Origin of the sequence: Bradyrhizobium sp. TM239 (genome assembly GCF_036247985.1) — a bacterium.
Lineage (GTDB): Bacteria > Pseudomonadota > Alphaproteobacteria > Rhizobiales > Xanthobacteraceae > Bradyrhizobium > Bradyrhizobium ottawaense.
Genome location: NZ_BTIR01000027.1, coordinates 1 through 26,265 on the forward strand (window position 1 = coordinate 1; position 26,265 = coordinate 26,265).

Below are 26,265 nucleotides of genomic sequence, written 5' to 3' on the forward strand. Positions count from 1 at the left end.
AGATCGAGCGCGAGAAGGGCGACAAGCTGAAGATCGACGACATCCACGACCAGGTCGCGGGCGTCTATCCCAAGATCATGCTGGAGGGCCAGATGGACGCCGGCGCCTGGAGCTGCGGCATGGTCGCCGGGTTGATCCATGACATCCCCTCCTGCAAGGAACTCGTCGATCGGATCATGGCCGAGGCGGAACAGATCATCCGCAGCCGTCTGATGGGGTTCCTGGAGGGGACAGGGGCGACGCGAAAGGTCGCCTGAGACCGCCAAACTTCTTAACCACGGCGGCAAATGGCCGCTGGAATTGGCCGCGACGCCTCCTAAATAAGGATAAAATACCCCTTTCAAAATCAATTTCAGGAGGCGTCCGTGGTCCTGAAAAGCGTTCCTTTAGCAGTTGCCGTTGCCCTCGTGATCGCATGGGGCGGCTTCGCGCGCGCTGACGACTACAAGCCAGACGAATATCTCGGCCTCGATCTCTCCAAGGCCGTGCTGTCGCCGAAACGTCTCGGGCCCGAGACGCACTTCGCTCCGGTTGCGCTGGAAGCGCGCGGCGGCAATGAGGCGCAGGCCCGCGCCGCACCCGTCGACGCGCCGAAGAAGGTTGCGGCCGAACGCGTCCGTGCGACCGAGCCGAAGGTTGCGCACGCCAGGCCCGCCCAGCCGCGCGGCGCAGCCCGGACCAAACTCGCGCATCGCCACGGCAATCCGCTGGATGCGCAGGCGAGGGATACCCGCATCCAGACCTGGCCGTGCCGCTCCGGCGGCATCTGCAACTGGCAGCGTTAACCCGGTCTGAGCGCGTCATCGGCGCGTCGCAAAACCGTAGGCGCGGAGTCAAGAAACCGTAAGGGTAGGAGTCAAGGAGCGCAGGCACCTTCCGTCGCGATTCGACGAAGGTTTCCTGAATGGTATCGCTCCGCGCTTCGCGCGCATGGACCCGGCGGCAATTCCTGGTCCGCTCGACCTCCAGCCTCGCCCTCGCCTCGCTCGGCACGCTCGCCGCGCCACACCTCAGCCGCGCCGCCGACCGGCCCCAGATCGCGGGCGGTATTCAATCCGGCGATGTCTCTGGCGACTCCGCCGTGATCTGGGCGCGCGCCGACCGGCCCGCGCGGATGCAGGTGGAATGCTCGACCGTCGAGAGTTTCAAGACCATCATTGCGTCAGCTTCGCGCGACGCTCTGCCCGACACGGATTTCACCTCGAAGCTGCTGCTCAACGATCTGCCGCCCGGCCAGGATATCTTCTACCGCGTGCGCTTCGACGACATCGCGGCCGGCATTGCCGGCGAAAGCCGCGTCGGCCATTTCCGCACCGCGCCGGCCGCTGGCCGCTCGATCTCGTTCGTGTGGTCCGGCGATGTCGCGGGGCAGGGCTGGGGCATCGACATTTCGCGCGGCGGCTATCGCAGCTATCGCACCATGCTCGACAACCACCCGGATTTCTTCATCCACTCCGGCGATCACATCTACGCCGACTGTACGGTCCCTTCCGAGCAGAAGCTGCCGAACGGCGAGATGTGGCGCAACCTCGTGACCGAGGAAAAGTCCGAGGTCGCGCACACGCTGGCGCAGTTTCGCGGCAATTACAGATACAACCATCTCGACGAGAATTTTCGCGCCTTCCACGCCGAGGTGCCGATGTTCGCGCAATGGGACGACCACGAGGTCACCAACGACTGGTCGCCGGCCGGCAGCCATGACGAGGCCGGTTATGAGGACGATGGCACCCCGCGCCTGGTTGCACGCGCCCGTCGCGCCTTCTTCGACTTCATGCCGATCCGCGACATCGGCGCGCAGGGCCGGGTCTATCGCAAGATCGCTTATGGCCCGCTTCTCGACGTCTTCATGATCGACATGCGCAGCTATCGCGACGACAGCTGGAACAAGGGCGGCGATCACCGCGGCTGGATTTTGGGTGCCGAGCAGCTCGCCTGGCTGAAGCGGGAGCTCGCCGCCTCGCGCGCGACCTGGAAGGTGATCGCGGCCGACCTGCCGATCGGCCTGGTCAGCCTGGACGCCGTCGCGCTCGGCGATGGGCCGCCCGACCGGCGCGAGCACGAGATCGCCGACCTTCTGGCGTCCATCAAGCGCGCCGGCGTGCGCAATATCGTCTGGCTCACCGCCGACATGCATTACACCGCCGCGCATTACTACGATCCCGGCAAGGCGCAGTTTCAAGACTTCGAGCCGTTCTGGGAGTTCGTCTCCGGCCCGCTGCACGCCGGCACCTGGGGCCCGGCCGAGCTCGACAACACCTTCGGTCCGGTCGCGATGTACCAGAACGGCTGTAGCGCGGCGCAGGGCGAGAATCTGGCGCCGTGTTTCGGGCTGCAATTCTTCGGCCGCGTCGACATCGACGGTGCCAGCGGCGTGATGACCGTGACTTTGAAAGACGTCGACAATCGCGACCTCTGGTCGGTCGACATCGTGCCGCAGCCGCAGGCACGACCTGCCGTGGTCGCGCAGCATTCGTGAGGGGCTGCTCCTTTAACCTCTCGCTTGCGGGAGAGGTCGGCGCGAAGCGCCGGGTGAGGGCTTTCTCCTCTAGGGGATTGTCCCGCTGCGGATGCACCCTCTCCCCCTCTCCCGCAAGCGGGAGAGGGGGGGCGACCTCGCCCGAGGCGACAGTCAAGCCTGATCCCACCTAACCCGATCTTGATTGGCCGCCTCCCGCCGCTCTCGCTAAACTCACCGCTCCCGCCACCTCTTTTCCATCACCGAGGAGTCTGCTCACGCGGCAAGCCGCGTGCATCCAGCGGGTTGAACGACGTCAGGAGCCTGTTTCATGGACAATCTGAAGACACAGGGCATCAGCATGCCCAAGCTCGGCCTCGGCACCTTTCGCATGCAGGGCGATGCCTGCCGCGCCGCGGTCGAGAGCGCGCTGTCGATCGGCTATCGCCACATCGACACCGCCGAGATGTACGCCAACGAAGAATCCATCGGCGCTGCCCTTGCGGCGGCTCGCCTGCCGCGCGGCGAGTTGCACGTCACGACCAAGGTCTGGCATGAGAACCTCAGCCCCGACGCGATCCGCCGTGCCTTCGATGCCAGCCTGAACAAGCTCAGGCTCGATCATGTCGATCTCTATCTGGTGCACTGGCCGTCGAAGGCTGCGAACTGGGGTGCGGTGTTCGAGACCCTGATGAGGCTGAAGCAGGAGGGCCGCACGCGGGCGATTGGCGTTGCCAATTTCACCACGGCGCTGCTCAAGACCGTGGTCGAGGACATCAGGGCTCCGATCGCCTGCAACCAGATCGAATGTCACGCGATGCTCGATCAATCGAAGGTGCTGGCTATCTCGCCGCGAAGTCGATCCCGCTGGTGGCTTATTGCCCGCTGGCGCAGGGGCGCGTTGCCTCGGAGCCGGTGCTGGCCGAGATCGGCGCCAGGCACAACGCAACCGCCGCGCAAGTGGCGCTGAAATGGCTGCTCGACCAGGACGGCGTCGCCGCGATTCCGAAGGCCTCGCGCCGGGAGAGCCAGCAAGCCAATCTCGACGCGCTGAAGATCACGCTCGACGATGCCGACCGCCAGAAGATCGCCGCGCTGCCGAAGGACAGGCGCTGCGTCAATCCCGGCTTCGCGCCGGCATGGGATTAGCTTCGGAAGGGCTTTCGATGCGCAAGAGAAATGGCCCCGTGAGGGGCCATTTCCATGTTGCGCTCTGCATTAGTCCCAGTGGTGGTGGCGATGGTTGCGCTTGATCACCACGATCCTGTCGCCGCGATGGTGCCAGCCGCGATGCCAGCCGTGGTCGCGATGCTCGCGGAATTCCGCGCGAGCGCCGTACGGGCCGTGATGATGACCGCGCTTGATCACCACCGTCTCCGCGCTCGCCAGCGTCGGCGCCGCGATCACGAGCGCACCCAGAGCCGCAACCACATAACCAAGCTTCTTCATGATGTCCTCCTCCAATCGAATGCACAATTAAACCGCGCATTCGCGCGAACGTTCCGGTGGAAGCGCGGGAGAATTCTGAACAGCTGTTCAGGTGACTAATCGCAGCGTTGCTGCGCCGGCGTCGGCGCGCCGGTGGCGACGTACTTGCCGTCCCTGATCGTGTACGCGCCGCGCTCGCTGCGATTGTAGATCGCGCGCAGGCTGCCGTCCTTGGCCAGCAGCAGGCCGAACTCACGCGTCTGGTGCAGCGATGGGAAGTACACCATCACATTGAGCAGGCCCTCGGCGCCGACCCTGGCCGACACCACCTCGTTCTCGTCCTTGGCCTCGCCGAAATTGCGCCGGTACATCACCCGGCCGTCCTTCCGGATTTCGTAAGTCAGGAGCGCGCCCTTGTCGCGGTCGGGCCGGACCGCGCAATCGACCGCCCACGAGCCGAGCAGGCCGTATTGCTCGACCGTCGCGGTCAACGTCTCGGCACCTGCCGTGGAGGTGATCGCCACCCACAGCATCGCAGCCGCGATTCCGCGGCTCAAACAACGCGTCATGTCCTGAAGAAACCCCGCCTCGAAGAATTCCAAAGTGTAGCATCCCGCCGGCGTCCGTCCATGGCCGCCGCCGATCGCTCGCGAATTTGATCCGCGTCAATGAGGCCGGTCTTTTCCGGGGTAGGATGGCCTTTCCCGAAGGCGAACCTGGATAGACCAATGCTGAATCAAGTCATGGATTTTGCGGGCGAAGTGCTGCCGGGGAGCTGTGCCGTGCCGCCATATTCGGAGACCGCGTTTCTGACGGAGCTGGGCGATCGCTTGAGGTCCTCGCGCATGCGCTGCGACCTGTCGCGCCGCGAACTGGCCCGCCGTTCCGGGATTTCCGAGCGCTATATCGCCCAGATCGAGGCCGGCAAGGGCAACGTCTCGATCGTCCTCTTGCTGCGGCTGGCCTCCGCGATCCACGGCAGCCAGCCACAGGCGGCCTGACGCTTCGAGGTGACCGCCATGGGGCAGCTCGTACTCGCGGCCAAGGTCACCCACGTTCCATCGTTGATGCTGTCGGAGGCGCCCGGCAGCTTGCTGCGCGCCGCGCGCGAGCCGGCGGTCAGGTCTTTGCGCGAGCTCGGTCGACGGGCGAAAGAGCGCGGCGTCACCTGCTTCGTGGTGTTCGACACCCACTGGCTCTCCAATTTCGGCTACCACATCAATGCCAATGCGCGGCATCGCGGCTCGTTCACGAGCCACGAGGCGCCGCAGATGATCCAGGATCTGCGCTACGACCTGCCGGGTGACACGCGCCTGGCCGAAGCCATCGCTGATAGGGCCGGGGACGCCGGCCTGAACGTGATCGCCCATCAGGTGGCCAGCCTCGGGCTCGAATACGGCACCGTCGTGCCAATGCACTACCTGAACCCGGACGGCTTCGCGAAGGTCGTCTCGGTCGCGTCGCCGCTCTTCACCTCATTCGAGGAGAGCCGGATCCTCGGTGAAGCGACCCGCCGCGCGATCGACGAGTCCGGTGAACGGGTCGCCGTCCTCGCCAGCGGCTCGCTCTCGCATCGGCTCTGGCCGAACAAGAAGCTGGGCCCGGAGGCGTGGACGTCGGTGGCCAGCGAGTTCAACCGCCAGGTCGACCTGCGCGTGCTCGAGCTATGGCAGAGCCGCCGCTATCGCGAATTCCTCGACATGCTTCCGGACTACGCCACCAAGTGCAACGGCGAAGGCGGCATGGCCGACACGATCATGCTGTTCGCCGCGCTCGGCTGGTATGACTATTGCGGCGCCGCCGAGCAGCTCTGCGACTATTTTCCGTCGTCCGGCTCTGGCCAGGTCAACGTGGAGTTTCACGTCGAGGCGTGAGGTCGCGGCCTCAGGCCCGCTTCTCCACATTCGCACTGCGGGCCGGCACGCCGAACTCCCTGCGGCACACCTCGGCCAGCACGGCGACGCCCTCGCGGATTTGCTGATGCGTCGGACTCGCAAAACACAGCCGTAAGCGCGAGCTGGAATGGCTCTTGTTGGTCGACCATTCCGGTCCCGGATTGATCGAGACGCCCGCGGCGAGTGCGGCCTGATACAGTTTAAGCGTATCGACCTGGTCGGGCAGCTTGACCCAGAGGAAGATGCCGCCCTTGGGCTCCTCGAACTCGGCGGCCGTCCCGAACTGCTCGTTCAGCGCCTCCATCAGCGTGTCGAGCTTGGTGCGCAGCGCCTTGGTCAGCGCCGGCACGTGGCTTGCGAAATGCGGCTTGCAATAGGCGGCGAGCACCATCTGCTCGAGCGCACCGGAGCCGGCATCCGTCTTCAGCGCCAGCATCCGCGACATCACCTCCCAGGGCGCCACGATGAAGCCGACGCGCAGCGCCGGAGCGATCGACTTGGAGAACGAGCCAATATGGATCACGCCGCCGTTCGGGCTCACCGCATGGATCGCCGGCGGCCGCTGGCCCGACCACACGAGGTCGGCATAGCAATCGTCCTCGAAAATGGGCACGCCATATTCGGTCGCGAGCCGCACCAGTTCGGTGCGGCGGCTCTCGGGCATGATGCTGCCGGTCGGATTCTGCACGGTCGGGATGGTGTAGATGTATTTGGGCCGGATGCCACGGCTCTTCAGGTCAGCCAGCGTTGCGGCCAGCACGTCCATGCGCATGCCGTCCTTGTCGAGGGGGATGCCGACCACATTGACGCCGAGCCGCGCCAGGCGGGTCAGCGAGCCCTGATAGCTGTCCTGCTCGAAGATGACGGTGTCGCCGCGCGTCAGCAGCGTCGCGTTGACGAGGTCGAGCGCCTGCAGCGAGCCGGAGACGATCAGGAGATCGTCGACGGTGCAGTTGATGCCGGCATCGCGCTTGAGTTTGGTCACCAGGAATTCGCGCAAGGGCAGGTAGCCCTGCGGCCCATGCGCCAGCCCGTAAGTGGCGAGCGACCGGCCCTCTCGCCACAGCACCGTGTTGGTCGCTTCGATCAACTCGTCGAGCGGCACCTGTTCGGAATCGTTGTTGCCGCCCACAAAACTGTATTTGGCAAGGCCGGTCCAGCGCGCAGAAGGGGCCGGCAGCCCTGCCGGAAACAGGGGTGCGAAATCGAAGCTGGACGTCATGGGTGTTCCTCGTTTTGTTCTTGTTGAGCCAGCCGGCGTTGCGCCGGCCAGCCTTGTGTCTTGCCGGCCGTCCGGGTCGGACGGCCTTACTTCTTGCCAGCCGTCCGGGTCGGACGGACTCACTTCTTTGTGGCCGTCCTAGTCGGACGGCCCTGGCTGATGAAAGCGTAATGCGCATTGGCGACGCCGCCAACCATCAGGGCCTCGACCACGGGCTCGGCGATCTCGCCTGTCGCGGCCCAGTCGACCAGGAAATTGGCCCCGGTCCCGCCGCGCACGTCGTCGGTCGGAATGAAGATCGAGACGGTGGCCAGCGGCCTCACGGCCACCGGCGCCTTCAGATAACTCTCGACCTGCTTGCCTGCGGTGTCGAAATAGGCGATGCGTTTGATCACCAGCGGCTGGGTCTCGGAGGCGTTGTGAACACTCAAGGTCACCGAGAAGTCGACGCGCAGCTTGCCCTGGCTCATTGCGACGCTGGAATAGGCAGGCACGTAGAATCCACCGGAGATTGCGAGCTCCTCCTTCGGCAGCGCGGTGAGGGAATCGGCAAAGTTCTGTTCAATATTGACCTTGGATTGTGCAGCGGCGGGCACGGCAAAGGCGAGGGGGCATAGCAGCATTGCTGCGAACAGCCCTTTTCGCATGTGACGAATTGCTCGCTTGCCGCGCCGCAACCCGTCTCTAGGGTGCGGCAAAACGGACCAATTTGGCATGCACGAGCTCATTCGCGACATCACTCTCTGTATTCTGTTTGCCTGGATGCTGGGCCTGCTCGCCCATTTCTCCCGGCAGCCGCTCATTCTGGCCTATCTTATCGCCGGCTTTTGCATAGGTCCATTCGGCGCCGGCTGGGTCCACTCGCAGGAATCGATCAGCGTCATCTCCGAGCTCGGCCTGATCTTCATGCTGTTCATGATTGGCCTCGAGATCGACCTGAAGAAGATCGTGCGGGCGGGAAAGGTGATCCTGTTCGCGGCGGGCGGCCAGCTCCTTGGCGGCTGCCTGCTCGGGGTCCTGTTCTTCGTCGGCATCGGCCTGTCACTCGGGGGCGGGCACTTCGATGCCGTCTATCTCTGCGTCGCCTGCGCGCTGTCGAGCACCGTAATCATCGTCAAGGTGCTCTACGAGAAACGCGAGCTCGACACGCTGCCTGGGCGCATCACGCTCGGCGTGCTGGTGCTTCAGGACATCTTCGCCATCCTGTTCCTGGCGGTGCAGCCGAGCCTTGCCAATCTGCAGGCCAGCGTCATCCTGCTCTCGATCGGCCGTGTCGCGGTGCTGGTCGCCGCAGCTCTGCTGGTCAGCCGCTACGTGCTGCCGCGGCTGTTCCACCAGATCGCCCGGCGACCCGAGCTGATCCTGCTCGGCGCGCTGGCCTGGTGCTTTCTCGTCGCCGAGACCGCCGAGCGGCTGTCGCTGTCGCGCGAGATGGGCGCCCTGATCGCCGGCGTCTCGCTCTCGACCTTTCCCTACGCGCTCGACGTCACCGCCAAGGTCACCACGCTCCGTGACTTCTTCATCACCCTGTTCTTCGTCGCGCTCGGCATGACCATTCCCGTGCCCGGCCTCTCCGTGATCGGGCTGGCGCTGATGATCGCGGCTTTCACGGTCGTGAGCCGCCTCGTCACCACCTTCACGCCGCTCTATCTGATGAAGCAGGGCCTGCGCGCCAGCCTGTTGCCGGCGCTGAACCTCGCACAGATCTCCGAGTTCTCGCTGGTGGTGATCCAGACCGGCGTCGCCGACCACCACATCGCAGCCGAGACGGCGAATGCCGCCTCCTTCGCCTTCGTGGTGCTCGCGGTGCTCTCGACCTTCGCGATGAGCCGCAGCGACGAGATCACCCGCTGGGCGATCGGCCCCCTGAAGCGGATCGGCCTGCGCGATCTCGACCACGGCAACGGCCATGCGGAGGAGGGGCACGAGGGCGGCCATGGCGAGGCCCGCCGTATCGTCATCCTCGGCTTTTTCCGTGCGGCGAGCGCGCTGCTGGCCGAGATCGAACGGCAGGCGCCGGTGCTGCTGGAGCAGATCACCGTGGTCGATTTCAACCCCAATGTGTACCAGACGTTGCTGTCGCGCGGCCTGCACGTGATCTATGGCGACATCAGCAGCGCGGATACGCTGCTCCATGCCGGCGTCGGCAAGTCCGAGATGATCATCCTCAGCGTGCCGGATGCGCTACTGAAGGGCGCCAGCAACGAGAAGCTGGTCCGCCACGTCCGCACCCTGAATCCGACCGCCATGATCGTTGCCACCGCCGATCTCCTGTCGGACGTGGAGGAGCTCTATGCGGCCGGCGCCAGCTACGTCACCGTAACCCGGCTCAGCGACGCTCATGAGCTGTTTACCGTGATCGAGGCCGCGCAGGCCGGCCTGCTCTCCGACAAGCGCGCCGAGCTCGATCAGCGGCTCGGCGAGCGCCGCGAAGTGCTGCCCTGAGGGCGTCCGGCCGCCTTCCGCTCCGGCCGTCTGCGCCTATATCTCTGGTATCTTCGGTGCAAGGCTGGCCTCCGATGGCCCGCTGCCCGGAATATGCGGTTGCGTCCAGGACACTAGCGCCCCGGCCCAAGTCCGGCTAAGCCTCCCGCTCGTAACCGATAGAGATTGGGACATGCCCGATAGCGTCCAGGAAGTCTTGCAGGCCTTTGCCCGGGGTGAGCTCGTGGTCGTCACCGACGACGAGGACCGTGAGGGCGAGGGCGATCTGATCGTCGCCGCCTCGCTCTGCACCGCCGAGAAGATGGCGTTCATCATCCGCCATACGTCAGGCATCGTCTGCGCGCCGGTGACCACCGAGGACGCGCGCCGCCTGCGGCTCGATCCGATGGTGGCCCACAACGATTCCGCGCACACCACCGCCTTCACGGTGTCGATCGACTACAAGCCCGATGGCGGCACCGGCATCTCCGCCGAGGAGCGCGCCTCCTGCTGCCGCGCGCTGTCCAATCCCAATGTCGGCGCCAATGATTTCGCCCGGCCCGGCCACATCTTCCCGCTGATCGCCAAGGATGGCGGCGTGCTGCTGCGCTCGGGCCATACCGAGGCCGCCGTCGATCTCTGCAAGCTCTCCGGCCTGCCGCCGGTCGGCGTCATCAGCGAGTTGATGAACGACGACGGCAGCGTGATGAAGGGCGAGCAGGTCGCCCGCTTCGCCGCCCAGCACAAGCTCAAGCATGTCACCATCGCGGACATGATTGCCTACCGCCAGGCGCGCGAGAAGCTGATCGAGCGGGTCTCGACCTTCGTCACCGAAAGCCCGATCGGACCCTTGCAAGGCTATGCCTACCGTTCGCCGTTCGATTCCATCGCCCACGTCGCTTTCGTCTATAACGGCGTCGGCGACGGCAAGAACGTGCTGACGCGCTTTCACAAGCCGAACATCGTCAAGGACATCTTCACCGGGCACAAGCGCATGGCCGCCGTGCTCGAGCATTTCAAGAAATCCGGCCGAGGGGTGCTGGTTTACTTGCGCGACGGCGCGGCCGGTGTCCCCGTGGCGGCGCTGCCGGACGAGTCGGCGACGGAGGCCGACCGCAACCGCCAGTGGCGCGAGGTCGGCGTCGGCGCGCAGATCTTGCGCGACCTCGGCGTCACCTCGATCCGGCATCTCACCTCCTCGGTGCACGACTACAAGGGCCTGTCGGGCTTCGGCATCGAGATCGTCGCCAACGAACAGCTCGAGAGCTGACGACGCCGTTGCTGGGTTCGCGCCGTTGCGCGACCCGGAATGACCGAACCAGGATGCAATTGCACTTGTTGCCGCGGCGCTTTAGTTTGTCGGGCAATTTCTGACGGAACCAGACGAAAGGACGTTTCATGAGCGTGCGCCCTCAGGCCAAGGACAAGCCGGCTGCGGCTTCTTTCCAATGGGACGATCCGTTCCTGCTCGACGAGCAGCTGACCGAAGACGAGCGCATGGTGCGCGACACCGCTCGCGCCTACGCTCAGGACAAGCTGCTGCCGCGCGTCTCCAAAGCCTATCTCGAAGAGACGACCGATCGCGAGATCTTCAACGAAATGGGCGAGCTCGGCCTGATCGGCATCACGCTGCCGGAGGAATATGGCTGCGCCAATGCGAGCTACGTCGCCTATGGCCTCGTCGCGCGCGAGATCGAGCGGGTCGATTCCGGCTATCGCTCGATGAACTCGGTGCAGTCCTCGCTGGTGATGTACCCGATCTACGCCTATGGCGACGAGAACCAGCGCAAGAAGTACCTGCCGAAGCTCGCCAGCGGCGAGTGGGTCGGCTGCTTCGGCCTGACCGAGCCTGATGCCGGCTCGGATCCGGCCGGCATGAAGACCCGCGCCGAGAAGGTCGCGGACGGCTATCGCCTCACCGGCAGCAAGATGTGGATCTCGAACGCGCCGATCGCCGACGTGTTCGTGGTCTGGGCCAAGTCGGCCGCTCACGACAACCAGATCCGCGGCTTCGTGCTGGAAAAGGGCATGAAGGGCCTGTCCGCGCCGAAGATCGGCGGCAAGCTGTCGCTTCGCGCCTCCATCACCGGCGAGGTCGTGATGGACGGTGTCGTGGTTCCGGAAGACGCGCTGCTGCCCAACGTCTCCGGCCTCAAGGGGCCGTTCGGCTGCCTCAACCGCGCCCGCTACGGCATCTCCTGGGGCGCGCTCGGCGCGGCCGAGGACTGCATGCATCGCGCGCGCCAGTACACGCTCGACCGCAAGCAGTTCGGCAAGCCGCTCGCCGCGACCCAGCTCGTGCAGAAAAAGCTCGCCGACATGGAGACCGAGATCGCGCTCGGCCTTCAGGGCTCGCTTCGCGTCGGCCGCCTGATGGACGAGGGCAAGTTCGCGCCCGAGATGATTTCGATCATGAAGCGCAACAATTGCGGCAAGGCCCTCGACATCGCCCGTGTCGCGCGCGACATGCACGGCGGCAACGGCATCTCGATCGAGTATCATGTGATGCGCCACGTCCATAACCTCGAGACGGTCAACACCTACGAGGGCACCCACGACGTCCACGCCCTGATCCTCGGCCGCGCGATCACGGGCATCCAGGCGTTCTTCTGAGCTCGCAAGGTTACGCGGCGGGAAACTCTTCGACGTCATGGCCGGGCAAAAAGCGCGAAGCGCGTCTTCGCGCCAGATGACCCGGCCATCCACGTCTTAGGCGCGCGAAGAACGGGGATGCCCGGCACAAGGCCGGGCATGACGAAGTCAGCAAGGTATGAGCAAGCCATGTCCGACAACGACGACGTCCCGTTCAACCGCAACTTTCCGCTGAAGCCGGGCGTCGTCGAGGAAGTCCGACCCGGCGTGCGCCGCGTGCTCTGTAACAATCCGAGCCCGTTCACCTTCACCGGCACGGTCAGCTACATCGTAGGCCGCGGCAATGTCGCGATCATCGATCCCGGTCCGGACGATGCGGCGCATGCGGCTGCGCTGCTCGATGCCGTGCGCGGCGAGACGGTGAGCCATATCTTCGTCACCCACACCCATCGCGACCATTCGCCGAACACCGCGCGGATCAAGCAGGCGACCGGTGCACCGGTCTACGCCGAAGGTCCGCACCGGGCCTCGCGCCCGCGTTTCGAGAGTGAGAAGCATAATCCGGAATCCGGCGCCGACCGCGATTTTGCACCGGACGTCAGCGTCGCCCATGGCGACGTCGTCGAAGGTGACGGCTGGCGGCTCGAGGCCGTGGCGACGCCGGGCCACACCGCCAATCATCTGGCATTCGCCTGGCCGGAGCGAAAGTTCAACTTCGTCGGCGATCACGTGATGGGCTGGTCCACCTCGATCGTGGCGCCGCCCGACGGCTCGATGATCGACTACATGGACTCGCTCGACCGGCTCGCCGCACGCGAGGAGGATCTCTATTTCTCCGGCCATGGCCCCGAGATCCCCGACGGCCAGCGCTTCGTGCGCTTCCTGATCCGTCACCGCAAGGCGCGCGAGGCCTCGATCCTGCATCGCCTCGCCAAGGGCGAGACCGACATCCCGACCATGGTCCGCGCGATCTATATCGGCATCGATCCCAGGCTTACGACCGCCGCCGGCTATTCCGTGCTGGCGCATCTGGAAGACCTGGTCGCCCGCGGCGTGGTCGCGACCGAGGGCGATCCCGTGATTGGCGGGACGTATCGGGTAGCCTAGCTCGTCATTCCGGGGCGCGCGTCAGCGCGAACCCGGAATCCATTCATCCACCAACGCTGCGGCCCGATGGATTCCGGGCTCGATGCTTCGCAGCGCCCCCGAATGACTGCGGGGCTACTTCTTCACCGTCTTTGCCGGCGCCTTCGGCGGCGCCACCGGGGTCTTCTTCACCGGCTTGAGTGCGTCGGCATCGGCGGCGGTGTTGAGGTCGTCGATGAATTTCTTGACGCGCGCGGCGTTGCTGCCGAGATCGCTGTCGAAATTGCGCGAGGCCGAGCGGATGTCGACGCGGGAATCGTCGCCGTCCGCCACGAACCTCATCGAAATGTCCTCACGGAAACCCATGATCGGCGTGCGCGCCACCGCCTCGATGCGGCCGATGCGGCGCGGCGGCTGCGGTGCGCGCTCGTCGATGACGATCCATTTGCGCTTGTTGACGAGCTGCAGCGCGATCGCATAGGCGCGGTCGACGGAAATCTCGAGCTCGACGGGCTCGATATCAGGGTAGAAGTGGCGCTGCTGCTCCGCTGAATAGAGGCCGGCATACACTGCGGTGTTGGTGCCCTCGCCGGTGCGCAGGCGCGCCAGCGCCTCGAAACGCGGCGGATCGATCGGATCGGTGGTGATGTCGTAGATCGCCGGCAGCTTGCGATATTGCAAGGCCAGATAGGCGGGATAGGCGAGGATCGCTCCGTCGATCAGGAAAGCGAGCAGGATGCGCGCCATGCCGCGCGAGCCGTTCTGCCAGATCGCGGCAAAGCCGGCGAGCCCGAACAGGATCGACAGGCCTGATATCGCGAGCCCGCCGAAGAAGGTCGCAAGCGCCGGCTTCGGCTCCAGGAAATCGAAGCGGACGATGATGATCGACACCACCACCGCCACCACCGCGAACACGGCCAGATTGCGTGCCCAGCTCGCGAGGCTGGACACGGGCTCCGACTGATAGGGAGCGGAAAACCTGCGGGCCATCGAGTGAGCTCTGCCGGGGCTTTTGGAGACGTGCCGGCCGACGCGGCGCGACGATGAGCCGTTGAGACCACGGCCCGGGGGCAAATTCAAGGGTGGGGGCTGCTACTCCCCGTCATTCCGGGGCGGCTCAAAGAGCCGAACCCGGAATCTCGAGATTCTCAGGTGCGCAAGTGCGCACCATAGTTCGATGCTTCGCATCGCCCCGGAATGACGTTCGAGCGATGGCCTTACGCCGCCGCGTTCGGGAAGCGATAATCCTTGAACTGGTCGCGCAGCGCCGTCTTCAGGATCTTGCCGGTGGCGGTGTGCGGAATACCGTCGACGAAAGCGATGTCGTCGGGCATCCACCATTTGGCGATCTTGCCGTCCATGTATTTCAGGATCTCCTCGCGGGTGGCCTGCTGACCCTGCTTGAGCTGCACGATCAGGAGCGGTCGCTCGTCCCATTTGGGGTGGAACACGCCGATCACGGCGGCTTCCGCCACGGCCGGATGACCGACCGCGAGGTTTTCGAGGTCGATCGAGGAGATCCACTCGCCGCCGGACTTGATCACGTCCTTGGAGCGGTCGGTGATCCGCATGTAGCCGTCCTCGTCGATGGTCGAGACGTCGCCGGTATCGAAGAAGCCGTCCTCGTCGAGGATGTTGCTGTCGACGCGGTAATAGGCCTTGGCGACGGCAGGGCCGGAGACCTTGAGGCGGCCGAAGGTCTTGCCGTCCCAGGGCAGCTCCTTGCCGGCATCGTCGGTGATCTTCATCTCGACCGCGAAGGGCGCGTAGCCCTGCATCTGCAGCACGTCGAGCCGCTCGTCGCCGGTGGCGTTCTGGAACGGCGGCTTCAGCGCCGCGACGCTGCCGATCGGGCTCATCTCGGTCATGCCCCAGGCGTGACGCACGTTCGAGCCCATGTCGAGGAAGGCCTTGATCATCGAGCGCGGCATCGCCGAGCCGCCGCAGATCACCATCTTCAGGTCCGGTAGCCTGAGATTATTGGCGGTCATGTGCTGGAGCAGCATCAGCCACACCGTCGGCACGCCGGCGGTGTGGGTCACCTTCTCGGTCGAGAGCAACTCGTAGACCGAGGCGCCGTCGAGCTTGGCGCCGGGCATGACCAGCTTGGTGCCCTGCGAGGGCGCGGAGAAGGCAATGCCCCAGCTGTTGGCATGGAATAGCGGAACCACCGGCAGCATCGTCTCGGACGCACTGGTGCCGAGCGCGTCGACATTGTTGGCCATCAGCGCGTGCAGCACGTTGGAGCGATGCGAATACAGCACACCCTTCGGGTCGCCTGTCGTGCCCGACGTGTAGCACATCGCGGCTGCCGTGTTCTCGTCAAAGTCCTTCCATTTGAATTTGCCGTCGGCCTCCGCAATCCAGTCCTCGTAGGCGACCACATTCTTCAGCGTCGTCTGCGGCATGTGCGCCTTGTCGGTCAGCACGACGTAGCGTTCCACGCTCGTCAGCTTGTCGGCGATCTTCTCCAGGACCGGAACGAAGGTGATGTCGGTCATCACGATGCGGTCCTGCGCATGGTTGATGATCCAGGCGATCTGCTCGGGGAAAAGGCGGGGATTGACGGTATGGCAGATGGCGCCGATCCCCATGATGCCGTACCACACCTCGAGATGGCGCCAGGTGTTCCAGGCGATCGTCGCGACACGGTCGCCGAGCTTGATGTCGTCGCGCTCCAGCATCTGCGAGACCTTGAGCGCGCGCTTGTGGATCTCGGCGTAAGTGGTGCGATGGATCGGTCCCTCGACCGAGCGTGTGACCACCTCCTGCTTGCCATGAATCCTGGCGGCGTGTTCGATGATCCGGTGGCAGAGCAGGGGCCAATCTTGCATCAAACCAAGCATTCCGACGTTCCTCCGAGAAGTCGCTGGGCGCGTTGTCGCTCTCAGCGTTGGGCCAAAGATTGCCATGAGTTTTAGCCTGCCGGACTTTCGCCGCAAATGGTCTTGTCGCGGCTATATGTCCGCTGGCGCGGCAATGGTTACCGCTGCGCTCGGGCTGTCGCTCGTGCTCGCCGAGAGGGCAGAGGCGCGAAAATCGACATTCCCGCTGGATATCTTCGGTATCGCTGCACCACGGCCGCGCCACGCGGTTCATTCCGCCAGGATCCCGCTGCCGAGACCGCGCCCCGAGGAGGCGCCCAAGGCATCGGACGAGGCCCCGCCGGAGGCTGACGGCAAGCCTTCTTCGGACAAGCCTTCTCCGGACAAGCCCGCCGAGGCTGCGGCACCACCCCAGAAGCCGGTCTCCGCCTGCCGTCTCGCGCTGACCGAGGAGATCGCAATCGCGCCCTCAATTCCGGACATCCGCGGCCCCGGGGCCTGCGGCGGCGAGGATCTGGTGCGGCTGGAAGCCGTCGTGCTGCCGGACAAGCGCAAGGTGGCGGTCAAGCCGGCGGCGATCCTTCGCTGCACCATGGCCTCAGCAATCGCCGATTGGCTGCGCAAGGACATGGCGCCGCTGGCCACCAGCCTCGGTTCGACCATTGGCGAACTCGATAATTTCGACAGCTTTGAGTGCCGGGGACGCAACCGCGTCGCCGGCGCGCTGCTGTCCGAGCACGGCAAGGCCAACGCCCTCGATGTCCGGGGCATCAAGCTGGCCAACGGGCAGTCGATCGGCCTTACCGATCGCAGCATGTCGCGCGACGTGCGCGAGCGCGTGCTGCATTCGGTCTGCACGCGGTTTTCCACCGTGCTCGGCCCGGGCTCGGACTGGTACCATGAGGACCATATCCATCTTGATCTGGCGCAGCGGCGCAACGACTACCGGATCTGCCAGTGGAACGTCTGGGATCCGCTGCCGCAAGTCGCCCCGCTGCTGCCGGCGGAACGCCCCGAGGAGGCGCCGCCGCGCGAGGTCGCGGCCAAGCCCGAGGCCAAACCTGAAGAAAAGGATGGAGCTGACGACGAGGCGGTGGAGAAGTCTCCAGCGCCCGCGGAGAATCCGGGGCCCGGTGCCGGCAAGTCCCAGCCGCACAAGCCGGCAACAAAAAAGCGCCGGTAAAACCGGCGCTTTTGAATTTCAGAGATCGGAAAGCGATCAGTAGCTGCCCGCCTGGCCGGTCTGGCTGCTGCCGAGCGCCAGCCGCGAATTGTAGGGCGAGTCGCCGTGCTTCGGCTCGAGCACGACCACGATCGTGCCGACCTTGACGCGATCATAGAGATCAATCGCGTCCTCGTTGGTCAGGCGGATGCAGCCTGACGAGATGGAGGCGCCGATATATTCCGGCTGGTTGGTGCCGTGGATGCGGAACAATGTGTCTTTCCCGCCGGAATAGAGGTAAATCGCGCGAGAGCCCATCGGATTGTCCGGGCCGGGTGCGACATAGGTCGGCACGCCCAGGCGCGAAATTTCGCCGGGGGTGGGGTGCCAGGCCGGCCACTCGGTCTTGCTGCCCACCTTGGCGATGCCCGACCAGGCCATGGCCTCTTCGCCGACGGTGATGCCGTAGCGGATCGCCTTGCCGCCATCCTGCACGTAATAGAGATAGTGATTGTCCGAATCGACCACGATCGAGCCCGGCGATTCCTTGCGGTGGTACTCGACGATGGCGCGCCGGAACGGCTCCGCAACCGGGGTGTTCTCGTACCGAACCTTGGCGAGCAGTTCCTTGTCCTTCGGCTTGAAGGCTTTGGTGTCGGTCGCCTCGAAATGCGTGGCCTGCATGCAGCCCGACAGCATCAGGCCGGCGGCCAGAATTCCCAACTTAACTTTCAGCGACGACATGATTTGGTTCCAATCAAAACAATACCGTGCGGAAGGCCTGAGCTTACCGCCCAAGTTCCTCGACTCCGTTAATCCCATTATCGTTGAAATCTGCCACAATTCCAGCATTGAAGGCATTATCCCGCGCTGCAAGACCCGAGCTGTGGCTTTTCTGCCGCAAGTTTTACGGTCCCGTGAAGATTTTGGGGCCGCGGGGGGCCGGACTGTCGATTCCGTGCCACAGTTGAGCCATGGCACCGCCACAAATGCAAACGCTCCGTTAATGTGGTTGTCATCGTGAACTTGTCAGAATCGCGCTAAGGGCTGTCATTCTGTCGCAGGTTCTCTGGAGTCGCGCATGTTTTCGGTGTTTGTTCCCTCCGAATCCGTCCTGAAGAAGGTTGTCATCGAAGACCTCACCGCGCTGCCCGAAAGCGCGGTCTGGATCGACCTCGTCAACCCGAGCGCGGCCGAGGATAAGGCAGTGGAGCGGCTCGCCGGCATCGCCATCCCGACCCGGGAAGACATGCAGGAGATCGAGATCTCCAGCCGCCTCTATATCGAGAACGGCGCGCGCTACATGACCGCGACGCTGATGTGCCACTCCGATACCGACATGCCCCGGACCACGGCGGTGACCTTCATCCTCGGCGACCACCGCCTGGTGACGGTACGCTACGACCTGCCGAAGCCCTTCGCCCTGGTCGAGGCCAAGCTCGCCCGCTCCTGCACGCCCGCCATCACCGGCGAGATGGTGCTGATGGAACTGCTGGACGCCGTGATCGACCGCTGCGCCGACATCCTGGAGCGCTGCGGCGCCGAGATCGACCAGGTCAGCCACGACATCTTCGAGCCCGAGAGCGAGCGCCACGGCCACGCCAAGCAATATTCCCAGATCCTGATCTCGATCGGTCGCAAGGGCGATCTGACCTCCAAGGTTCGCGAGAGCCTGGTGTCGATCGGCCGCGTCGTCGCCTTCCTCTCGGCGGTGGTGGAGGGGGTGAAGTGGTCGAAGGACATGCGTGAGCAGCTCAAGACCATGCAGCGCGACGTCGTCTCGCTGACCGACCACGCCTCCTATCTCTCCAGCAAGATCACCTTCGTGCTCGACGCCATGCTCGGCGTCGTCAATCTCGAGCAGAACAACATCATCAAGCTGTTCTCGGTCATGGCCGTCGTCCTGATGCCGCCGACGCTGATCGCCTCGATCTACGGCATGAACTTCAAGATGATGCCGGAACTCGAATGGGCGCACGGCTATCCGATGGCGCTGGTGATGATGCTTGTCGCCGCGATTCTTCCGTACTGGCTCTTCAAGTGGAAGAAGTGGCTCTGATCTCGTCGCGCTCGGAAAATAGCTACCGAGACCTTACGGCGGTCGCACAGACCCGGTGAATCGTGTCGCAGAATAGATCGGGATTGAGGCCGCGCGGTGATGGGTGCGCAGTGCCGCAATTCCTCCGGTAAAATTTGAGCGGTGGGCTGAACGTTTGCGCGAAACTTGTCTGCGATAAGTAGTGCGTAGCCGCGAGGAACAACCATGGTTGAAAAACACATAACGTCGCCCCGCAACGTCATCGACCTGGCGAACTATCGTCAGGTCCTGGCGAGCGGTAAGGCGTCGTCGATGTCGGCACGCATGTGCCGGCACTGTGGTGCTCCGCTGCTCGACGGTGAGAATGACGACGACTGCTCGACCGCATTCAGCACGGCCGCTCCGCGGCCGCGCGACAGGTCACGTCGGATTCGAATCGATTGAGGAACGGAAGGCGAGGGCGATCCAGGTCTTGCGGCGGCGTTGTCTGGATCGCCTTGCTTCCCTTGAGCGGCTACCAACCCAGTCACTGCGAGGAACTCGCGACAAAATTGCCTGGCAATTTTGCGCTGGATTGCTTCGCTACGTTCGAATAACGATGTGGCGATATCATGCGCCACGTTCCACTCTCGTGCCCCGGACGCAGCGCAGCGTCACTTCGACGGTGCGCAGCAGAGCCGGGGCCCATCTCTCCACGCGCGCCGCGTCGTAATCTGGGTCCCGGCTCTGCGCAGCAACGCTTCGCGTTGCAGCGCGTCCGGGACACGAGCGAGACGTTGTGGCAATTGCTCCGTCACTGCCGCGCGATGACGCGAACGGATCAAACGTGCTGACCGCCGTTGATGTGGATCTCGGCGCCGTTGACGTAGGACGAGGTGTCCGTGCACAGCACGTAGATGATTTTTGCCACTTCGTCGGGCGTGCCGAGCCGGTGCATCGGGATCTGCTGTTCGACGATCTTCTCGGTGCCCGGCGACAGGATCGAGGTGTCGATCTCGCCCGGTGCGATCGCGTTGACGCGGACGCCGACGCGGCCGAAGTCGGAGGCCATCTCGCGTGTCAGCGAAGCAAGCGCGGCTTTGGAGGTGGCGTAGGCGGCGCCCGCGAAGGGGTGCACGCGCGAGCCCGCGATCGAGGTGACGTTCACCACCGAGCCCTTGGCCGCCTTCAATTCCTCGATCAGCCCGCGGGCAATCATGATCGGCGCGAAGAAGTTGACATGGAAGACGTGCGTCCAGGTGTCGAGATCGGTGTCGACCGAGCCGAGCCTGGAGCCGCCCGCGCCCTTCGGCGAGATCGCGGCATTGTTGACCAGCGCATGCAGCGTGCCGCCTTCGAGCCGGTTGCGGATGTCGGAAATCGCGCGCGTGGTATCCGCGGGGTTGGCGAGGTCCACCTGGATGTGGTCCTCGGGCCCCGCGTCCCACGGGCAGTCCTCCGGAAACGGATGCCGCGAGCAGGTGATGACGCGCCAGCCCGCCGAGGAGAAGCGGATCACGGTGGCGTGGCCGATGCCGCGGCTGGCTCCGGTCAGGAGCAGTGTGCGGCGCGGCGCATTGGACGAATGCGGCATGGACATCTTTCAGGTCGGCCCAATCTTACGGATACATCCGCGTCTTGGACCATGGTTGGCCGGCCGCGTCACGGCGAAATTCAATGCGGTCATGCAAGCGGAACGGGCGGTCGTGCCAGAACTCGATACGCGAGGGGGTGATGCGCCAGCCACTCCAGCCCGGCGGCCGCGGCACTTCGCCAATGACGTATCTGGCCGCGACCTTCGCGATGGCTTGTTCGAAGGCGAAGCGGCTCTCCAGCTGTTGCGACTGCTTGCTCGCCCAGGCGCCGATCTGGGCCTGCTTGGGCCGGGTGGCGAAATAGGCGTCGGCCTCGGCCTCGGTCACCGGCGTCACGTTGCCGCGGATGCGGACCTGACGGCGCAGCGACTTCCAGTGGAAAAGTAAAGCTGCCTTAGGATTTGCGGCGAGTTCGCGGCCCTTCTGGCTGGCGATGTGGCTGTAGAAGACAAAACCCTCGGTATCGAAGCCTTTCATCAGCACCATGCGCACGTCAGGCAGGCCCTCGGGGTCGACCGTTGCGAGCGCCATGGCGTTCGGATCGTTCGGCTCGCTCTTGATCGCCTCGTTCAGCCAGGCCTCGAACAGCGCAAATGGCTCGTCGGCGGCGGTGAAATCACCGGATGTTAAGGGTGTCTGGTGTTTCATCGAGGTCGTGTCGGTCATGCCTGGAGTCCGAGTTGCGTCCCGCGGCCCAAAACGCGTTGTTGTCCGCTACCGCCCTATATAGGGCATGGGGACGCGTTGGCCTATCGGCGATCCGGCCGTCCGGCTTTGTCATGACGATCATTCTCATCGGGCTCGGCGCCGGAGGATGCAGCTTTTCCCGCAATGACAAGAGTGCCTACGCCAAGGCCGACGACAGCGATCTCACCGGTTCGATCACGCGGCCGGCGAAGGACGCCCCGCCGTCCGAGACCGATCTCGCCTTCGCCCGCAACGCCGCCTCCGACGTCCTCAGCAAGGGCGACAGGGATTCCAGCCAGCATTGGGAGAATCCGGAGACCGGCGCGCGCGGTTCGGTGACGCCGATCGCGCAGTCCTATGCCGCCGAGGACGGCCGCAAATGCCGCGATTTCCTGGCGAGCTACGTCAACGGGGCGACCGAAAGCTGGCTCCAGGGCGCCGGCTGCCAAAGCACCCGTGGCCGTTGGGAGATTCATACGCTAAAGCCGTGGCGGAGCTAGGATTCGGCGCGCGCCCCTAGTTGCAAAAATGCCACTCTCTCCCCACATGGATCGCAGGTGGGGCGGGGAGCCCTTTGAACAATTCGATTTCTTGAAGGAGACGTGACGGATGCGCGACCCCTATGAGGTCTTGGGGGTGCCGCGGAGCGCCAGCGCTGCCGCGATCAAGAGCGCCTATCGCAAGCTTGCCAAGAAGCATCATCCCGACAGCAACAAGGACGACCCGAAAGCCGCCGAGCGCTTCTCCGAGATCAACTCGGCGAACGAAATCATCGGCGACGAGGACAAGCGCAAGCAGTTCGACCGCGGCGAGATCGACGCCGACGGCAAGCCGCGCTTCCAGGGTTTTCCGGGCGGCGGCGGGCCCCGCGGCCGTGCCGGGCCCGGCGGGTTCGAAAGCTATTCGTTCCGCTCCGGCGGCGGCCCCGGCCAGGGCGGCGGCGCGTTCGAGGATATCCTCAACAGCATGTTCGGCGGCGGCATGCGCGGCGCCCGGCCTGGGGCCGGCGGCGCCGGGCAGTTCGAATTCGACACCGGCGGCGTCGGGCTCGATCTCGACGTGAACGTTGCCATGTCCGTCTCGCTGGAAGAGTCGGTCAAGGGCGGCGAGAAGCGCGTCCGGCTGCCGACGGGCAAGGAGCTCAACGTCAAGATTCCGGCCGGCGTCACCGAAGGCCAGCAGATCCGGCTTCGGGGGCAGGGCGAGTCCGCGCAGGGCCATCCGCCCGGAGATCTCCTGATCACCATCGGCATCGCGCCGCACGCCTACTTCAAGGTCGAGGGCGCCGACTTGCGGATCGATCTGCCAGTGACGCTCTATGAGGCCGTGCTCGGCGGTAAGGTCCGCGTGCCCACCCTGGGCAATGCCGTGGAGCTTTCGGTTCCAAAAAACACTTCCAGCGGCCGGACCTTCCGCCTCAAGGGCAAGGGCCTGCCGAAAACTGGCGGAACCGGGGATCTCTTTGTCACTATCAGGATTATGCTACCGGACGGGAACGACGCCGAGCTTGAAGCATTGATGGAGAAGTGGCGGGACCAACACCCCTACAATCCACGTAGCGGGCTTGGCTAGGCGTTCGAACTGAAGGGGTTCTCTCAAAGGTCTAGGGCATCGTCCTGGAGATGATGCTCATCATAAGCCTGAGGCGTGGTAGCGCTTCATGAACTCGACGTGTCGGCTGTCCGGCGGGGCAGCCGATAAAAAGGTGCGGCCTCGAGAGGGGGACCAGCGCGGTACCAAAAACCCCAATCGAGGCCGCCCGCGTCGATCGGCGGATCGAACGCTGCTCATTTTCGCGTGATCATCCGGTGCGATAATGAGACGCGCCGATGTCTTCATTCCAAATTTTCAATGACGGAATCTGGGCACCGCCCTCGAACGGCTGTCTAGGTGCCGTTTTTCTCGGCCTGATCATAGACCGCCTGCGCCACCCGGGTCAGCCGGTCGCGATCACCGCCACCGCTGACAACGTAGCCGACGCCGCGCTCGGCCCAGAACAATGCGCCGTCCTTGTCCGTCCTGGCGTAGCGCATTTGCGTCGCACCATTCTCGGTCTTGGCGGTGTAGATCGTGTAGCGTTCGCCCGAGGCGCCCTCATACATCAGGAACGAGGCCGGACCGTTCGGACCCGGCAAGAGCCGGCCGCCGACGAGCTTCAGCCCGCTCGCCTCCAGATTCGGCGCGAACACGGTCCAGCCGCAGCGCCGGGTCAGCCAGGCCTGGAGGTGGTCGCGCTCGTTGCCGCCGACCTCGACGGGGTGGCGGACCTCGACGACGTAGAGGCGGTGGGCGTCGAGCGCGTCCGCCGTAAAGCTCTGGAAGGTGGAGGGCGCGCTGGCGGCGCCATGCGCGACCCAGCCGGCCGTGCCGCCGGCGACGAAAGCAACCAGCACGGCCGCGGCGGCGCCATAGAGCCATTGCCGCGGGCGGCGCTCCAGCCGCTCGAGCTCCAGCCGTGCCGGCACCGGCTCCTGGGCGACGGCGTCGTAGCGGGCGTGCAGCATCTCCGCCATGGCCCGCCAGGACTGCACGCGCTCGGCCTCTTCAGGATGAGCGGCGAGCCAGGCCTCGACGTCGGCGCGGCGCTCGGCCGGCAGCTCGCCGTCGACATAGGCGTGCAGTTCGTCCTCGGTCACTGGGATATTGCGGTCGTTCATATCAATCGTCTCTGGCTCTGGGGCCTTAAATGTCGTTCAAAGCTCGACTTCGCGCAGCTCGTCGGCATGCTGCGGGCGGACGACGCGCGATGCATCAACCCTGCCATCATTTCACCCGCCTGAGCGTCGGGCGCTCGCCCTCCAGCGAGGCCTTGACGTGGGCGCGGGCGCGGGCCAGGCGCGACATCACGGTGCCGATCGGCACGCCCTGGATGTCGGCGACCTCGCGGTAGCTCATGCCTTCCAGCATGACCAGGAGCAACACCGAGCGTTGCTCTTCGACGAGCGTCGCCAGCGCCCTCTCGATGTCGCGCCCTTCGGCTTCGGTGCCGCTGGCATCCGGGTTGTTCTCCGTCAGCTGCATGAACTGCGGCCGCCTCGCCAGCGAGCGCCGCCGATTCTTGTTGAGATTGGTCAGGATCGTGTAGAGCCAGCTCCTGACGTCGCCTCCGAGAAACAATCGCTCCGAACGCAGTGCCCGCACCAGCGTGTCCTGCACCAGATCGTCGGCCGCGTCCGCGTCGCGCGTGAGCGCGCGGGCGTAGCGGCGCAACGCCGGGATCATGGCTTCCACACTCTGGCGAAACGCACTCATTGCGGTCTTGACGTCCTGGTATCAGGCGCGAGCGCCTATAGCGATCATAACACCCGAACGGAACGGCTATTCCGGCGGTCGAAACAGCGTTAACGCGGCGTAATAGGGCTGTACCGCAGGGGAGGGCTGGTGTACCTCCAGACCTCACCAAGAGTTCGACGGGACGTTCAAAAATGGCGCAGAATTCGGGTCTGATGCAAGGAAAGCGCGGAGTGGTCCTCGGCGTTGCCAACAACCGCTCGATCGCCTGGGGCATCGCCAAGGCATGCCACGCCGCCGGCGCCAAGCTCGCCTTCACTTACCAGGGCGATGCGCTGAAGAAGCGCGTCGAGCCGCTCGCCGCCGAGATCGGTGGTCTCGTGCTCGGCCATTGCGACGTCACGGATGCCGCGACCATCGATGCCGCGTTCGCTGTGCTGAAGGAGAAGTGGGGCAAGATCGACTTCCTGGTGCACGCGATCGCCTATGGCGAGCAGCTCGACGGCCGCTATGTCGACACCACGCAGGAGAATTTCTCCAAGTCGATGCTGATCTCCTGCTACTCGTTCACGGCCGTGGCGCAGCGCGCCGAGAAGCTGATGACCGACGGCGGCTCGCTGATCACGCTCAGCTATTACGGTGCCGAGAAGTGGATGCCGCATTACAACGTGATGGGCGTCGCCAAGGCGGCGCTGGAGGCCAGCGTGCGCTATCTCGCCGCCGACCTCGGCGAGAAGAACATCCGCGTCAATGCGATCTCGGCAGGTCCGATCAAGACGCTCGCGGCGTCCGGCATCGGCGACTTCCGCTATATCCTGAAGTGGAACGAGGCCAACGCGCCGATGCGACGCAACGTGTCGACCGAGGACGTCGGCGGCAGTGCGCTGTATTTCCTCTCCGACCTCTCGCGCGGCGTCACCGGCGAGGTGCATCACGTCGATTCCGGCTATCACGTGCTCGGCATGAAGCGCCCGGACGCGCCGGACATCTCGTTCGGCGGCAAGGACTAGCCTCAAATCCGGAATGCCCGTGCCCACGATCTATTATCTTCGCCATGGTGAGACCGAGTGGAATGCGCTCGGGAGGCTTCAGGGCACCAAGGACGTTCCGCTGAACGCGCGTGGACGCGGTCAGGCCGTGCAGGCCGGCAGCATTCTCGCCGATCTCTTCAAGCGCGATGGCCGCGACAAAGCGACGTTGCCCTATGTGTCGAGCCCGCTCGGCCGGGCGCGCCAAACCATGGAACTCGCGCGCGCCAAGCTCGAACTGCCGGTGGCGGACTATTCGCTCGATGATCGTCTGCGCGAGATCGGCTACGGCAGCTGGGAGGGGCTGACGCTGGCCGAGAGTGAGGCGACCGATCCCGAAATCTATGCGAGGCGGCTCGCCGACAAATGGACGGTGGGCCCCGCCGGCGGGGAGACCTACGCCGATGTGCAGGTCCGTGTGCGCGCCTGGTACGACCAGCTCCGGACCGACATCGTCGCGGTCGCCCATGGGGGGACCTGCCGGGCCCTGATGGTTTCGCTCGGCCTGGAAACGCCGGCCAGCGCCGCCGAGCTCTATATCCAGCAGGGCGCCGTCTACGTGTTCCACGACGGCCGGCTGGAGAAGCATGGCTAAGCCGGTCCAGCGCCTGCTGCGGG

At 64.9% G+C, this 26,265-nt stretch carries 26 protein-coding genes and 2 pseudogenes; 17 read left to right on the top strand and 11 right to left on the bottom strand.

The window, feature by feature from the left end; all coding sequences use genetic code 11:
* The 4 genes and pseudogenes from AABA84_RS32775 to AABA84_RS32790 form a co-directional block, all read left to right on the top strand.
* Positions 1-257: pseudogene (locus tag AABA84_RS32775) on the top strand (nitronate monooxygenase); the annotation flags it as partial.
* A gap of 108 nt (positions 258-365) precedes the next feature.
* The gene (locus AABA84_RS32780; protein ID WP_212247662.1) at positions 366-785 is read left to right on the top strand and encodes a hypothetical protein; all 420 of its coding nucleotides are present in this window, start codon (positions 366-368) and stop codon (positions 783-785) included.
* A 119-nt stretch (positions 786-904) separates the two neighbouring features.
* Positions 905-2,476, top strand: coding sequence for an alkaline phosphatase D family protein (locus AABA84_RS32785; protein ID WP_212247665.1), 1,572 nt, complete (start codon positions 905-907; stop codon positions 2,474-2,476).
* Positions 2,477-2,786: 310 nt separating this feature from the next.
* A pseudogene (locus tag AABA84_RS32790) lies at positions 2,787-3,604 on the top strand (aldo/keto reductase).
* Between the two features lie 69 nt (positions 3,605-3,673).
* Here AABA84_RS32790 and AABA84_RS32795 read toward each other — a convergent pair.
* Together AABA84_RS32795 and AABA84_RS32800 are read right to left on the bottom strand one after the other, a co-directional pair.
* Positions 3,674-3,904, bottom strand: a complete 231-nt coding sequence (locus tag AABA84_RS32795; protein ID WP_338314190.1) for a hypothetical protein — start codon at positions 3,902-3,904, stop codon at positions 3,674-3,676.
* A gap of 95 nt (positions 3,905-3,999) precedes the next feature.
* Positions 4,000-4,452, bottom strand: a complete 453-nt coding sequence (locus AABA84_RS32800; RefSeq protein WP_212247670.1) for a hypothetical protein — start codon at positions 4,450-4,452, stop codon at positions 4,000-4,002.
* A 159-nt stretch (positions 4,453-4,611) separates the two neighbouring features.
* Between AABA84_RS32800 and AABA84_RS32805 the strand changes: the two genes are divergently transcribed.
* Together AABA84_RS32805 and hpaD are read left to right on the top strand one after the other, a co-directional pair.
* Positions 4,612-4,884, top strand: a complete 273-nt coding sequence (locus AABA84_RS32805) for a helix-turn-helix domain-containing protein (protein ID WP_026202606.1) — start codon at positions 4,612-4,614, stop codon at positions 4,882-4,884.
* Between the two features lie 18 nt (positions 4,885-4,902).
* Complete coding sequence (gene hpaD, locus AABA84_RS32810; RefSeq protein ID WP_338314191.1) at positions 4,903-5,757, top strand: 3,4-dihydroxyphenylacetate 2,3-dioxygenase; 855 nt, start codon at positions 4,903-4,905, stop codon at positions 5,755-5,757.
* Between the two features lie 10 nt (positions 5,758-5,767).
* On the opposite strand, the gene AABA84_RS32815 is transcribed toward hpaD, so the two are convergent.
* Together AABA84_RS32815 and AABA84_RS32820 are read right to left on the bottom strand one after the other, a co-directional pair.
* A complete protein-coding gene (locus tag AABA84_RS32815; protein ID WP_338314192.1) occupies positions 5,768-7,000 on the bottom strand; it encodes an aminotransferase-like domain-containing protein in 1,233 nt (410 codons plus the stop codon).
* 119 nt (positions 7,001-7,119) lie between these two features.
* A complete protein-coding gene (locus AABA84_RS32820; RefSeq protein WP_212247673.1) occupies positions 7,120-7,647 on the bottom strand; it encodes a DUF3124 domain-containing protein in 528 nt (175 codons plus the stop codon).
* 67 nt (positions 7,648-7,714) lie between these two features.
* On the opposite strand from AABA84_RS32820, the gene AABA84_RS32825 reads away from it, so the two are divergent.
* From AABA84_RS32825 to AABA84_RS32840, 4 genes are all read left to right on the top strand, one after another.
* Complete coding sequence (locus AABA84_RS32825; protein WP_212247678.1) at positions 7,715-9,445, top strand: cation:proton antiporter; 1,731 nt, start codon at positions 7,715-7,717, stop codon at positions 9,443-9,445.
* A gap of 172 nt (positions 9,446-9,617) precedes the next feature.
* Positions 9,618-10,694 (top strand): 3,4-dihydroxy-2-butanone-4-phosphate synthase, encoded by a 1,077-nt coding sequence (gene ribB, locus AABA84_RS32830; protein ID WP_212476646.1) that lies wholly within the window; start codon positions 9,618-9,620, stop codon positions 10,692-10,694.
* A gap of 128 nt (positions 10,695-10,822) precedes the next feature.
* Positions 10,823-12,037: an acyl-CoA dehydrogenase gene (locus tag AABA84_RS32835; RefSeq protein WP_028144024.1), complete on the top strand. Its 1,215-nt coding sequence runs from the start codon at positions 10,823-10,825 to the stop codon at positions 12,035-12,037.
* A gap of 168 nt (positions 12,038-12,205) precedes the next feature.
* Positions 12,206-13,123 (top strand): MBL fold metallo-hydrolase, encoded by a 918-nt coding sequence (locus AABA84_RS32840; protein ID WP_338314193.1) that lies wholly within the window; start codon positions 12,206-12,208, stop codon positions 13,121-13,123.
* Positions 13,124-13,237: 114 nt separating this feature from the next.
* Here the strand turns inward: AABA84_RS32840 and AABA84_RS32845 are convergent, their stop codons facing one another.
* Positions 13,238-14,092, bottom strand: a complete 855-nt coding sequence (locus AABA84_RS32845; protein ID WP_338314194.1) for a DUF1499 domain-containing protein — start codon at positions 14,090-14,092, stop codon at positions 13,238-13,240.
* 227 nt (positions 14,093-14,319) lie between these two features.
* On the bottom strand, positions 14,320-15,948 hold the full coding sequence (locus tag AABA84_RS32850; protein ID WP_338308453.1) for a fatty-acid--CoA ligase: 1,629 nt from the start codon (positions 15,946-15,948) through the stop codon (positions 14,320-14,322).
* 64 nt (positions 15,949-16,012) lie between these two features.
* Here AABA84_RS32850 and AABA84_RS32855 point away from each other — a divergent pair, with 64 nt between their 5' ends.
* Positions 16,013-17,110 carry an extensin family protein gene (locus AABA84_RS32855; RefSeq protein ID WP_338308452.1) on the top strand — a complete coding sequence of 366 codons (1,098 nt, stop codon included), beginning with the start codon at positions 16,013-16,015 and terminating at the stop codon, positions 17,108-17,110.
* Between the two features lie 36 nt (positions 17,111-17,146).
* Here the strand turns inward: AABA84_RS32855 and AABA84_RS32860 are convergent, their stop codons facing one another.
* Positions 17,147-17,833: a L,D-transpeptidase gene (locus AABA84_RS32860; RefSeq protein WP_212247689.1), complete on the bottom strand. Its 687-nt coding sequence runs from the start codon at positions 17,831-17,833 to the stop codon at positions 17,147-17,149.
* Positions 17,834-18,170: 337 nt separating this feature from the next.
* On the opposite strand from AABA84_RS32860, the gene AABA84_RS32865 reads away from it, so the two are divergent.
* Positions 18,171-19,148 (top strand): magnesium transporter CorA family protein, encoded by a 978-nt coding sequence (locus tag AABA84_RS32865; RefSeq protein ID WP_212247690.1) that lies wholly within the window; start codon positions 18,171-18,173, stop codon positions 19,146-19,148.
* A gap of 204 nt (positions 19,149-19,352) precedes the next feature.
* Positions 19,353-19,571, top strand: coding sequence for a hypothetical protein (locus AABA84_RS32870; protein ID WP_038972668.1), 219 nt, complete (start codon positions 19,353-19,355; stop codon positions 19,569-19,571).
* A gap of 376 nt (positions 19,572-19,947) precedes the next feature.
* Here AABA84_RS32870 and AABA84_RS32875 read toward each other — a convergent pair whose 3' ends face one another.
* Both AABA84_RS32875 and pdxH read right to left on the bottom strand, forming a co-directional pair.
* The gene (locus AABA84_RS32875; RefSeq protein WP_212247691.1) at positions 19,948-20,700 is read right to left on the bottom strand and encodes an SDR family NAD(P)-dependent oxidoreductase; all 753 of its coding nucleotides are present in this window, start codon (positions 20,698-20,700) and stop codon (positions 19,948-19,950) included.
* A 25-nt stretch (positions 20,701-20,725) separates the two neighbouring features.
* On the bottom strand, positions 20,726-21,367 hold the full coding sequence (pdxH, locus tag AABA84_RS32880) for a pyridoxamine 5'-phosphate oxidase (RefSeq protein ID WP_338314195.1): 642 nt from the start codon (positions 21,365-21,367) through the stop codon (positions 20,726-20,728).
* 113 nt (positions 21,368-21,480) lie between these two features.
* Between pdxH and AABA84_RS32885 the strand changes: the two genes are divergently transcribed.
* Entirely contained in the window at positions 21,481-21,888 is a 408-nt protein-coding gene (locus AABA84_RS32885) for an RT0821/Lpp0805 family surface protein (RefSeq protein WP_338314196.1), read from the top strand.
* Between the two features lie 109 nt (positions 21,889-21,997).
* The gene (locus AABA84_RS32890) at positions 21,998-22,960 is read left to right on the top strand and encodes a DnaJ C-terminal domain-containing protein (protein WP_212247696.1); all 963 of its coding nucleotides are present in this window, start codon (positions 21,998-22,000) and stop codon (positions 22,958-22,960) included.
* A 314-nt stretch (positions 22,961-23,274) separates the two neighbouring features.
* Here AABA84_RS32890 and AABA84_RS32895 read toward each other — a convergent pair whose 3' ends face one another.
* A complete protein-coding gene (locus AABA84_RS32895) occupies positions 23,275-24,045 on the bottom strand; it encodes an anti-sigma factor family protein (RefSeq protein ID WP_212247697.1) in 771 nt (256 codons plus the stop codon).
* Positions 24,046-24,151: 106 nt separating this feature from the next.
* Positions 24,152-24,640, bottom strand: coding sequence for an RNA polymerase sigma factor (locus AABA84_RS32900; protein WP_028144186.1), 489 nt, complete (start codon positions 24,638-24,640; stop codon positions 24,152-24,154).
* A 173-nt stretch (positions 24,641-24,813) separates the two neighbouring features.
* Between AABA84_RS32900 and fabI the strand changes: the two genes are divergently transcribed.
* On the top strand, positions 24,814-25,629 hold the full coding sequence (gene fabI, locus AABA84_RS32905; protein ID WP_338314197.1) for an enoyl-ACP reductase FabI: 816 nt from the start codon (positions 24,814-24,816) through the stop codon (positions 25,627-25,629).
* Between the two features lie 13 nt (positions 25,630-25,642).
* The gene (locus tag AABA84_RS32910; protein WP_338314198.1) at positions 25,643-26,242 is read left to right on the top strand and encodes a histidine phosphatase family protein; all 600 of its coding nucleotides are present in this window, start codon (positions 25,643-25,645) and stop codon (positions 26,240-26,242) included.
* Positions 26,243-26,265 lie beyond the last annotated feature (23 nt).